The sequence below is a fragment of the Seonamhaeicola maritimus genome (assembly GCF_008056315.1).
Classification (GTDB): Bacteria; Bacteroidota; Bacteroidia; order Flavobacteriales; family Flavobacteriaceae; genus Seonamhaeicola; species Seonamhaeicola maritimus.
On sequence record NZ_VRKQ01000021.1, the window covers coordinates 14,244 to 25,736 of the forward strand.

General features: G+C 37.5%; 10 protein-coding genes. 3 read left to right on the forward strand and 7 right to left on the reverse strand.

The features are described from left to right. Window positions 1-103: 103 nt before the first annotated feature. The 3 genes from FUA22_RS17360 (at window position 104) to FUA22_RS17370 (ending at window position 4,686) form a co-directional block, all read left to right on the forward strand. Entirely contained in the window at window positions 104-2,197 is a 2,094-nt protein-coding gene (locus FUA22_RS17360) for a glycoside hydrolase family 127 protein (protein ID WP_147769872.1), read from the forward strand. 19 nt (window positions 2,198-2,216) lie between these two features. Then, complete coding sequence (locus FUA22_RS17365) at window positions 2,217-4,274, forward strand: glycoside hydrolase family 127 protein (protein WP_147769873.1); 2,058 nt, start codon at window positions 2,217-2,219, stop codon at window positions 4,272-4,274. Between the two features lie 97 nt (window positions 4,275-4,371). Then, entirely contained in the window at window positions 4,372-4,686 is a 315-nt protein-coding gene (locus FUA22_RS17370; protein ID WP_206667122.1) for a c-type cytochrome, read from the forward strand. A gap of 43 nt (window positions 4,687-4,729) precedes the next feature. On the opposite strand, the gene FUA22_RS17375 is transcribed toward FUA22_RS17370, so the two are convergent. The 7 genes from FUA22_RS17375 to FUA22_RS17405 are packed head-to-tail and all read right to left on the reverse strand — an operon-like array spanning window position 4,730 to window position 11,481. Beyond that, window positions 4,730-5,695 (reverse strand): hypothetical protein, encoded by a 966-nt coding sequence (locus FUA22_RS17375; RefSeq protein ID WP_147769875.1) that lies wholly within the window; start codon window positions 5,693-5,695, stop codon window positions 4,730-4,732. Between the two features lie 19 nt (window positions 5,696-5,714). Further along, window positions 5,715-7,901 carry a xanthine dehydrogenase family protein molybdopterin-binding subunit gene (locus tag FUA22_RS17380; protein WP_147769876.1) on the reverse strand — a complete coding sequence of 729 codons (2,187 nt, stop codon included), beginning with the start codon at window positions 7,899-7,901 and terminating at the stop codon, window positions 5,715-5,717. Between the two features lie 2 nt (window positions 7,902-7,903). Further along, a complete protein-coding gene (locus FUA22_RS17385) occupies window positions 7,904-8,362 on the reverse strand; it encodes a (2Fe-2S)-binding protein (RefSeq protein ID WP_147769877.1) in 459 nt (152 codons plus the stop codon). A gap of 9 nt (window positions 8,363-8,371) precedes the next feature. Beyond that, complete coding sequence (gene dmpG / locus FUA22_RS17390; protein ID WP_147769878.1) at window positions 8,372-9,388, reverse strand: 4-hydroxy-2-oxovalerate aldolase; 1,017 nt, start codon at window positions 9,386-9,388, stop codon at window positions 8,372-8,374. A 2-nt stretch (window positions 9,389-9,390) separates the two neighbouring features. Next, window positions 9,391-10,326: an acetaldehyde dehydrogenase (acetylating) gene (locus FUA22_RS17395; protein ID WP_147769879.1), complete on the reverse strand. Its 936-nt coding sequence runs from the start codon at window positions 10,324-10,326 to the stop codon at window positions 9,391-9,393. A 10-nt stretch (window positions 10,327-10,336) separates the two neighbouring features. Beyond that, entirely contained in the window at window positions 10,337-11,125 is a 789-nt protein-coding gene (locus tag FUA22_RS17400) for a 2-keto-4-pentenoate hydratase (protein WP_147769880.1), read from the reverse strand. Window positions 11,126-11,139: 14 nt separating this feature from the next. After that, on the reverse strand, window positions 11,140-11,481 hold the full coding sequence (locus tag FUA22_RS17405; RefSeq protein WP_147769881.1) for a 5-carboxymethyl-2-hydroxymuconate Delta-isomerase: 342 nt from the start codon (window positions 11,479-11,481) through the stop codon (window positions 11,140-11,142). Window positions 11,482-11,493: the final 12 nt, after the last annotated feature.

The window sequence follows — 11,493 nt, forward strand, 5'->3', positions numbered from 1 at the left end:
ATATTTGGTTTGCAACAATCACTTACTTTGAAACAAGATTGAAAGATTCAATTCACTTTTTTCAAAAACACTCTTCAATTAAACTAAGACATTAAAAAATCTCATGAAATCAACACTAAAAACATTAGCTATTGCCCTTACCGGAGTAGCTATTATCACTTCTTGTGAAAAGAAGGAAGAAGCACCTAAAAAAGATATTAAAGAACTGGCTGTTAATTTTGACAGAAGTGGCGGTATTGTAAACCATAATGATAGTAAACACCTTAAACTTAAAAGTATAGAAATAGGTGATTGTAAGTGGACCGAAGGTTTTTGGGCCGATAAACACAAAATGGCTGAAGAGGTTATGATTCCACACATGGGGACCATTTTTAAAGGAGATATCGGGTTTGCCTATGACAACTTTAAAAAGGCTGCTGGGATGATGGAGGGTGAAGCCCTTGGAAAATATTGGCATGACGGCGACTTCTATAAATGGATGGAATCTACCATGTATTTATATGCCGAAAATGGTGACGAAGCACTTATGGACGACCTTGATGAAATCATTGAAGTCATTGGAAAAGCTCAAGAAGATGATGGTTATCTGTCTACTCATGTGCAGCTAACAGACAACATAAAGCGTTGGAGTAATATGCATTTCCATGAACTTTATAACGTAGGTCACTTATACACGAGTGCTTCAATACATTATAGAGTTACAGGAAAGACAAATTTCTTGGAAATCGCCATTAAGAATGCAGATTATCTATATACTGTATTTGCTCCAAGAGACCCAGAATTGGCTCGTATGGGATTCAATCCTTCTCAGATCATGGGGTTAGTTGAATTATATAGAACCACCAAAGACAAAAAATATCTAGAATTGGCAGATATATTCGTAACCATGAGAGGTTCTGTTCCTATGGATCAACATCCAACGGTGAACCCTAATTTCTTGGGAGATCACAACCAAATGAGAACCCCATTAAGAAAAGAAACTGAAGCTAAAGGACATGCTGTACTAGCAAATTATTTATGGTCTGGAGCAGCCGATCTTTATGCTGAAACTGGTGAAGATTCTTTAATAAACGCTTTAGAACAAATTTGGGACAGTGCCGTTAATAGAAAAATGTATTTAACTGGTGCTCAAGGACAAACCCACCATGGTGCCAGTCAAGGTGCAGCTGGTAGACATGATATGGTTCACGAAGCTTTTCAAGATGACTATTTAATGCCAAATAAAACAGCGTACAACGAAACCTGTGCTAACATCTCTAATGCCATGTTCAATTACCGATTACTATCAGCAAAAGGAGAATCCAAATTTGCCGATGTCATGGAATTAGTAATGTACAATAGTGCACTTGTAGGAATCAGTGTGGAAGGAAAAGACTATTTCTATTCTAACCCTTTGAGAATGTTAGACGGTGGAATTGATTATACCCATGCCACAACAGAAAGAAGACACCGAGTACCTTACATTCCGGTATTCTGTTGTCCACCAAACTTAGCTAGAACTATTGCTAAATCGGCTGGATGGGCTTATAGCAAATCTGAAAATGGCATTGCCGTTAACCTTTATGGCGGGAATCAATTAGAAACGACTTTATTAGACGGTTCTAAATTAAAACTTAGCCAAAAAACACAATATCCTTGGGAAGGTGCCGTAGAATTCACCATAGAGGAATGTAAAGAGGAGGCTTTTGAAATCTTGTTTAGAATCCCAGAATGGGCGGCCGGAACAACTATAAAAATTAATGGTAAAGATTCAGGAGTAGACATCACTCCAAAGACCTTTGCTAAAGTAGAGCGTAAATGGAAAAAAGGAAATGTGGTAACCATGAACATCCCAATGGACATCAACTTTGTGGAAGGCGACCCAAGAATTGAGGAAACCAGAAACCAAGTGGCAGTAAAAAGAGGACCTATTGTTTACTGTATAGAGTCTCCTGATTTACCGGAAGACACTAATATTTTGGATGTTTACATCTCCCAAGATTCTAAGTTGAAAACTAATCATAAACCTGACTTCTTAGGTGGAGTTACCATGATTGATGCAGATGTGATGCTACGTACTCAAAAAGAGGAAGGCATGTATAGGAAATTAGAAGAACCATCTTGGAAAAAAGTAAAATCATCATTTGTTCCATATTACGCTTGGAGTAACCGTGGTGAAGCTGAAATGACCGTATTTGTACCAATTGTTTGGGAATAATTCTAAAGGTACTACCATTATGAAAAAAATAGTAATTACAAGTGCCCTGGTATTTGTTATGGGAACATCCTTTGCTCAAAAACTAGGAGTTATCAATAATGCTGAGTCCCCTAACATGAAGCTAAAAACAGTTGATTTTGACGACTGTGTTTGGACTGATGGTTTTTGGGCAGAGAAACAAAAACTATGTCATGAAACCATGCTTCCCAATCTTGGGAAGCTCATGGAAGACCCTAACACTATCCATGCCTTTAACAACTTTAAAGTGGCAGCGGGATTAGTTGATGGAGAATTCAGAGGCTTTTCATTCCATGATGGGGATTTTTACAAATACATCGAAGCCCTTTCGTATGCCTACGGACTTACTAAAGACGAAAGTATCAACACTAAAATGGATGAATACATTGCAGTTATAGCCAAAGGGCAAAGAGATAACGGTTATATACATACCAAAATCCAGATAGGTCATGGTAAGAATAAGTTCCCTCGTCAAGATCAAGTCGCTTTTGATTCATTCAATGATCCATTCACAATAGATTTTGATCATGAGTTCTATAACTTTGGTCATTTAATGTCTGCAGCATGTGTACACCATAGAATTACTGGAAAAAAGAACTTCTTAAATATTGCTATTAAAGCAAGTGATCACATTTATGATAAATTTCATAAACCATCTCCAGAATTAGCTGCTATAGATTGGAATCCTCCTCATTATATGGGACTGGTTGAAATGTATAGAACTACTGGAAACAGAAAGTATCTTGAGCTAGCTCAAACCTTTATAGACATGCTAGGTTCAACTGAAGTAACAGGAGCATGGAAGTCAAGAGGTTTAGACCATAGTCAAAAACGAACTCCGTTTAGGAAGGAAACAGAAGCCGTAGGTCATGCAGGTCATGGCAACTATTTATACTGCGGAGCTACAGATTTATATGCGGAAACTGGTGAACAGGCCCTATTTGATGCTTTAGAAAAAATATGGAACAACCTAGTTAACCAAAAAATGTTTATTACAGGGGCTACCGGTTCTTACCATCATACGGTTTCTAGAAATAATGATAAAATCAGTGAAGGCTATGCTGAAATCTATGATTTACCCAACACTGTTTCCTATAACGAAACCTGTGCTAATATTGGAAACGGTATGTTCAACTGGCGTATGTTTTTACTGAATGGGGAATCTCGTTTTGCAGACACCATGGAATTGATCTTTTACAACAGTGCATTATCTGGAATAGATTTAGAAGGTAAAAACTACTATTATACCAACCCATTACGTTATGTACAAGGACAACCTCAAAAAACAAGGGATTTTGGTAAAAGAAGAGAATTTATGCCGGTGTTTTGCTGTCCGCCAAACATCATTAGAACTATTGCCAAAATGCATAGCTACGCCTATAGCAAATCTGAAGATGCCATTTGGATGAACTTGTATGGTAGCAATACCTTAGATACTGATTTGGCGAATGGCACAAACGTTAAGCTGACCCAAAAATCAAATTATCCATGGGACGGTCAAATTCAGATTGCAATTGATGTTAAGAGGAAAAAAGAGTTTTCTTTAAAATTGCGAATTCCTGCTTGGGTTGAAGGAGCCTCCTTAAAAGTGAATGGAGAACCTATAACTGAAGTCTTGACACCTGGAACTTATTTCGATTTAAAACGTACCTGGAAAAAAGGAGATGTTTTAGAACTTAATTTACCTATGGAAGCTCAATTGATTGAAGCAAATCCGCATGTGGAGCAAGCGCGCAACCAAGTAGCTGTAAAATACGGTCCATTAGTGTATTGTTTAGAATCAAAGGATTTACCAGAAGGGACCAAAGTACAAGACGTTGTAATTCCACAAAACATTAAACTTTCTCCTAGATATGATGCCAACCTATTATCCGGAGTTACAGTTTTAGAAGGTGAAGCCGAAGTACTTAATAATAAAACTTGGTCTAACCAGAGCCTTTATAAGAAGTTAGAGCCTAAAAAAATAGATAAGGTAGACATAACCCTCATTCCTTATTATACTTGGAGCAACCGCGGTCCTGTGGACATGTCGGTTTGGCTACCAGTCGTTTGGAAATAATTCACCTGCAATGAATAGACAGATATATTTAATATACTTTCTCATAACCTTGGCTTTTTCATTTAAGGCCATCGGACAGAGCCAACTTTCAGAGAGCATGGAAAGAGGTGAAAGTTTATACAAAACTAATTGTATAGCATGTCATATGGCAAATGGTGAAGGTGTTTTAAACGCATTCCCTCCTATTGCCAAATCAGATTACCTAATGGCAGATATAGACCGTAGTATCAAAGTAGTTTTAAATGGTGCCAATGGCGAAATGAAAGTAAATGATGTCACATATTATGGCGTTATGGTAGGCTTCAATTATCTATCGGACCAAGAAATTGCTGATGTTATGAATTTCATTAGAAACAGTTGGGGTAATAAAGGAGATATTATAGCAGCAACAGAAATAAAAAAGAATAGATAGTTAGTTTAATTTGAGTTAGTTTTATGAAAAGGGCAATCGAGGTTTACTTGATTGCCTTTTTAATTTCAACGCGCTCTAAAGTCCAATTCTCGGCATTTGGTGTCTTCCAATCTTGGTTCATCACATAATATTCACCAGGATTTACTTGTGCTATAGTAGTACTTCTATTAATATCTATTGAATCGATCAAAGAAGCTGTTTTCCAGTCGTCATCACTTGAAAACTCCAAAACGAATCCTTTTTTAGGGTCTTCAAAGTTTTTTGTAACACCAATTAAACTTCCTCTTTCAGTTAAGAGCATGCCATCCAAACCTCTGAATTCAAAGTTTTTAATTTCTATTATTTGAGAATCTGATGGATTGTCAATTGGAATTTTTACCAAATATGCTTCGCTATTGGTATAATAAGCCACAATTAAATAGCCTTTATCAATATATACAATGCCGTTAGGACGCTCAAGTCCTTCTCGTTGAAAAAACGCAATCGGTTGAAAATCAGAGCTCACTTTGTAGATAGTATTTTCTAATCGCCCTGTAACATAAATATCGTCTCCCACTACTACCAAATCATTAGCTTGATATTCGGTTCCTTCTGGCAATATTTGGGATAAATTAACGAGCTTTTCCAAATCACCTCTATCTAGGTCATAAATGGCCACATGAGCTGCTTCGTCGTTATTAGTACATGCGAGTAGTCTATTGTTTTTATAATCCACCTGAAGTCCGAAACTCCCTCCGGGTATAGAACCTTGGTTTTTCGAAAATTGAGAAGTTTCACCAAAAAACCCAACAGTAGCTATATTGGGGTTAACATTAATAGCACTCACTAAAAACACTCCCTTATTTTTATCAAACTCAATACCTTCAGGGTTTTGGTTTGGTAATGTAGCCGTGATGTATTTTGGAGACTCTTTTTTGTCAACAGTATTCTGCTGCTTCTGTTTTGAACTACACGAAACTGTCAAAAACAATAGCGCTCCCAATTGAATTGGTCTTTTATATCCAATCATTATAAATCTAAATTTTTGATTAAACCAATCCGTGGTCAGACAAAGGCAAACTTCTATAACGTTTACCAGTTGCCTTAAATATAGCGTTAACTATAGCCGGTGCTATTATGGGTACTCCGGGTTCACCAACCCCCGTTGGAGGCTCATTGCTATCAATGACTTCAACGTGAATATCAGGCGCTTGCGACATTCTTGTCATTCGGTAATCATGGAAATTACTCTGCTCAATGGCTCCGTCTTTAGCTGTTATTTTCCCATAGAAAGCCAATGACATTCCAAAAATAGCCGAACCTTCCATCTGGGCTGTAATAGTATCCTTGTTAATTGCAGTACCACAATCAATCGCCATATTTATTTTATGGACTTTAAGACTGCCATCAGTAATTGAAACCTCAACCGCAGCAGCTAAATGTGAGTAAAAACTATAATGTACCGCCAGACCAATAGCATGTCCTTCTGGTAATGGTTTACCATAACCAGCGTTTTTAGCCGTAGTTTTTAGTACATGTTTTAATTTTGCTGTGTTATACTTATAAGGGTCTTTAGTATCTTGTATACGGTCTCTTCCTATTAAATTCAATCTAAAATCAAGCGGGTCTTTTCCTGCTACATGTGCCAACTCATCAGCAAACACATTAATGGCAAACCCATGAGGAATATTGATTACGGAACGCAACCACCCTATTCTAACATGAGCATCGGCCTTTCCTGTTTCAATTTGCATGTTTGGCACATCATAAGGCACATCCTTAGCACTTCTGGCTTCCCAAGCTTGTGGCAAATTTTTTCCTGGTGTAAAAGTTGAGCCAATAGTTGGTAATGCAAAACGATGCAACCAACCTGTTACATTGCCTTTTGAATCTAGAGCACCTTTTAAATATTGGGATGAAACGGTATGATAATAACTATGTTGAATATCATCTTCGCGTGACCATACCACTTGAACTGGCCCATTGATAGCCTTAGAAATAGCTGTAGCCTCAACAATAAAATCGGGCTTCGCCTTTCTACCAAAACCGCCACCTAAAAAAGTAACGTTAATGGTAACGTTGGCTTCTTCTGTATTCAAAAAATTAGCGACTTCTCTTCGAGCAGCTTGCGGTGATTGAATAGGTGCCCAAACCTCACAGGTGTTACCGTTTACTGATGCTACAGCATTAGGCACTTCCATTGGAGAGTGGGCCAAATGAGGTAACCGATAAGTGGCCTCAACTGATTTATTTGAACTTTGGAAAGCGCTTTCAATATTGCCAATGCTCTTTTCAACATGGCCTGGTTTATGAACATTGGCCGTGATGCTTTTCATGTAAGCTTCGGAATTATAAGAGTCATTGGCTCCTGTATCCCATTCAACTTTCAAAGCATCTCTACCTTTAAATGCTGCCCAAGTGTTGGTAGCAATCACAGCTACACCACCTAAAGGCCCAAAAGCCTTTCTTAACATGGGCACCTCAACAACATCAACAACACCTTTTACCTTTAATGCTTCGGTTTTATCAAAAGATTTTACGGTTCCATGTGCTACCGGACAACGTTTAATGGCGGCAAACTTCATATTTGGTATCCGTTTATCCAATCCAAATACGGCACTTCCATTTGATAAACTCTCTACATCAATACTTGGCAGGTTCTTGCCTATATATTTAAAATCTTTAGGTGATTTTAGTTTTACTTTTTCAGGGACTTCTAAGGTTTTAGCAATATCTACCAATTCCCCAAAGCCTATTTTCTTTCCACTGGTATGAACTATAAAATGGTTTTCTGCAGTACACTCAGATTCAGGAACATTCCATGACTTAGCTGCCGAAGTAATTAGCACCGATTTCACGGTAGCTCCCATTTGACGCATCTTTTGAAAGAGCGTTCTAACACTTCGGGAACCATCGGTATTTTGATTACCGTATTTTTTATCGCCAGTGGCTTGTTTTACAGTTACCTTATCCCAATCAGCTTCCATTTCATCTGCAATGACTGAGGTTAAAGACGTACGTACGCCCTGTCCCATTTCGGAGCGTGAAGCAACCAATATCAAACTACCATCAGAATTTAACTGAACAAAAAGGTTGGGATTAAATTCTGAAATAACTTCAGCTTCGTCTTCAAATTTTGAAAATGAATACACCGTAGAAGCCAATACCAATCCTCCAGAGGCCAATCCAATACCTTTTATAAAACCACGTCTACTTATATTTTTAATGGGCTCCATACTTAACTTTTATTGTTTTGTTCAACACAATGTTTAATGGCTCCCTTTATTCTGGTATATGTACCACATCTACATATGTTACGGGACATATTGCTGTTTATATCTTCCTCACTAGGATTGGGATTGTTATTCAGCATAGCAGTGGACGTAATTAACTGTCCTGATTGACAAAAGCCACACTGAGGCACGTTCAATTCCGCCCAAGATTTCTGAAGGGCCTGTAAATTTTCGGTTTCCCCTTCAATGGTTATGATTTCCCTTCCTTGCATAGCAGAAACAGGCATCTGACATGAATTAACAGCAGTACCATCCATTAAAACCATACAAGCACCACATAAACCTTTACCACATCCAAACTTAGTTCCTGTATACCCAATGATATCTCGGATTACCCACAATAAAGGCATGGAAGGGTCCACATCCACTTGATGTTCTTTTCCATTGATTTTTAATGTTATCATAAAGAGATTTTATTTTTTAGAATCGTTAAGCATATCTAATGCCACATCTACTATCATATCTTCTTGACCTCCTACCATGTTTCTCTTTCCAAGGGCTTCTAAAATATGTCTCGTATCTATACCATAGCGCTTGGCAGCGCGTTCTGAATGCAATAAAAAACTGGAATATACGCCAGCATATCCCAAAGATAGGGTTTCCCTATCTACACGTACAGGACGCTGTTGTAACGGACGAATAATATCATCGGCCGCATCCATAAGGATGTATAAATCACTATTATGTTTAGCACCCATTTTATTTAATACGGCAACCAATACTTCCAACGGACAATTACCAGCACCTGCTCCCATACCGGCTAAGGAAGCATCCAATCTAGTAGCCCCATGTTGCATGGCTACAACAGTATTTGCTACCCCTAAACTCAGGTTATGGTGACAGTGAATACCTACTTCTGTTTCTGGGTTTAATTCATTTCTGAAGGCTTTAATACGTTCTGCAACTCCGTCCATAAGAAGAGCACCAGCAGAATCTGTTAAATAAACACAATTGGCACCGTAAGATTCCATTAATTTAGCCTGTTCTACTAAAACAGATGGCTCAACCATGTGAGACATCATCAAGAAACCGCCTACGTCCATCCCCAACGATTTTGCCTTTTCTATATGCTGGGCAGATACATCAGCTTCGGTACAATGGGTAGCTATTCTCACGCTTTCCACGCCTAAATCTCTCGCTTTTTTCAAATCTTCTATAGTTCCTATTCCTGGTAGTAAAAGCGTAGTTAATTTTGCATGAGTCAAACTATCTGCAATACCTTCTAACCACTCCCAATCTGTATGAGCTCCAAATCCGTAATTAAAACTTGCTCCAGCTAACCCATCTCCATGTGCAATTTCAATGGCGTCAACTTTTGCATCATCTAATATTTTCGCCAATTCTGCAACTTGTTCTTTAGAGTATTGATGACGTATAGCATGCATACCATCTCTTAAAGTAACATCTTGTATATATAGTTTTTGATTCATGATTAAGCATTTTGATATTTTAATTGGGCTATTTTTTCGGCTGTGGCTTTAGCTGCTGAAGTCATAATATCTAAATTTCCTGCATATTCTGGCAGGTAATGCCCTGCACCTTCAACTTCTAATAACACCATTGTTTTAAGACCATACCGATAACCTAAACCTTCGATAAATACAGGTTTATCTTCTGGAATTTCATCAAACTGAACCTCTTGGTGTAATCGATAACCTTTCACATATTTTTGAACTTCCGTTACCATATCGGTTATACTTTGTCTGATAGCATCCTTATCACCATGTTCACTTAAAGTCAATACGGTATCGCGCATCATCAAAGGTGGTTCAGCAGGATTTAAAATGATAATGGCCTTGCCTTTATCAGCACCTCCAATTTTTTCAATAGCTTCTGAAGTCGTTTCGGTAAACTCATCAATATTGGCTCTGGTTCCCGGTCCTGCAGATTTACTTGCAATAGAGGCTACAATTTCACCGTAATGAACCTTTGCGACCTTAGAAACTGCAGCCACAATTGGAATGGTAGCTTGACCTCCGCAAGTAACCATATTTACATTATCTCCTTCTGTAATAGCATCGGAATTAACCGGGGGAATTAAGTATGGCCCCACCGCAGCTGGCGTTAAATCAATCATTTGTTTATCTGAAAATGCCTTTATCTTGTCATAATTGTAAAGGTGGGCTTTTGCCGAAGTAGCATCAAATATGATATTAATATCTCTAAATTCATCCATTTTTATAAGTCCGTCAACACCTTCATGAGTTGTTGCTGCTCCCATTCTCTTTGCTCTGGCTAAGCCATCTGAATTAGGGTCAATTCCAACCATAACAGACATCTCCAAAACATCAGAATATCTTAATATTTTTATCATTAAATCTGTTCCAATATTACCAGAACCGATAATTGCACATTTTACTTTTTCCATAGTTATATTTCTACCTATCACTAAATTTTATCGAAACACTGCCTAATCCACTTATAGTAGTCACAACTTCGTCTCCTGGACTAATAGTTGCCATTGGACCAAGAGCTCCAGAAAGAATAACATCACCTGCTTTTAAAGGACGACCTAATTTTGCCATGATTTTTGCCAACCATAATGTGGCATTAATAGGAGACCCCATACATGCGGCACCGGTACCTTCAGATACTTTTTCACCATTAACAAACATTTCCATACTACAACCAGTCAAATCTAAATTCTCAAGTTTCACTGGCTTATGCCCTAACACAAAATGACTTGCCGAGGCATTATCTGCAATAGTATCCGTAATCTTTATATCCCAATTGGCTATTCGGCTGCCAACAATCTCAATAGATACCAATGCATAATCAATAGCCGAAATAACATCAGCTGCTCCTATTTGCGAGTTAGACAAATCTTCTTTTAAAACAAAAGCAATTTCAGCCTCAGCTTTAGGCTGCATTAGTAAATTATAATCTACTTCAGACCCATTTTCCAACTCCATATCGTCGAATAACACTCCAAAATCTGGTTGATCAACACCCAATTGTTTTTGTACAACAACCGAAGTTAAACCTATTTTACTACCAACTATTCTGGCACCTGCTTTATGGCGGCGTTCTGTATTAATATCTTGAGTAGCATAAGCTGCCTCAATGTCTTCAATTCCAATAACCTCTCTTACTGGAGAACAATAGCTTCTTGTTTGAGAAGCTTCATATAGCCTATTGGCCATTTCTTTAATTTTATTATTATCCATTGTTTTTATCTTCTTTATAACATTGAATTATTAACGAATGTGGCTCTCTCAAATTCTCTGATGTTAATTGATATTTTTGGAACATCAGGAAACATTTCTTTGAGTAAAGCAATAACATTTTTTGAAAAGGTTTTTTTATTATCCAAGGTTCTCCCTTCCAAAATATTGGCAAAAATGTAAATGAAATCATCTTTTCCTCCTAAAGTAGTATAATATTTATAAGGAATAATCCTAACCATTACATTATTCTCAAATGAATCTACAGCAGTTACCGTATTATAAATACTTTGAATTATTTTATCAGGGTCAAGCTTTTTTAAAATATTTTCTGAACATTCTACAATTAAATGTGGCATTAGTAATTTAAT

Coding starts and splice junctions, on each gene's coding strand:
- FUA22_RS17370 (WP_206667122.1), top strand. CDS start 4,372: ATGGAAAGAGGTGAAAGTTTATACAAAACTAATTGTATAGCATGTCAT.
- FUA22_RS17395 (WP_147769879.1), bottom strand. CDS start 10,326: ATGGAAAAAGTAAAATGTGCAATTATCGGTTCTGGTAATATTGGAACA.
- FUA22_RS17365 (WP_147769873.1), top strand. CDS start 2,217: ATGAAAAAAATAGTAATTACAAGTGCCCTGGTATTTGTTATGGGAACA.
- FUA22_RS17380 (WP_147769876.1), bottom strand. CDS start 7,901: ATGGAGCCCATTAAAAATATAAGTAGACGTGGTTTTATAAAAGGTATT.
- FUA22_RS17375 (WP_147769875.1), bottom strand. CDS start 5,695: ATGATTGGATATAAAAGACCAATTCAATTGGGAGCGCTATTGTTTTTG.
- FUA22_RS17385 (WP_147769877.1), bottom strand. CDS start 8,362: ATGATAACATTAAAAATCAATGGAAAAGAACATCAAGTGGATGTGGAC.
- dmpG (WP_147769878.1), bottom strand. CDS start 9,388: ATGAATCAAAAACTATATATACAAGATGTTACTTTAAGAGATGGTATG.
- FUA22_RS17360 (WP_147769872.1), top strand. CDS start 104: ATGAAATCAACACTAAAAACATTAGCTATTGCCCTTACCGGAGTAGCT.
- FUA22_RS17405 (WP_147769881.1), bottom strand. CDS start 11,481: ATGCCACATTTAATTGTAGAATGTTCAGAAAATATTTTAAAAAAGCTT.
- FUA22_RS17400 (WP_147769880.1), bottom strand. CDS start 11,125: ATGGATAATAATAAAATTAAAGAAATGGCCAATAGGCTATATGAAGCT.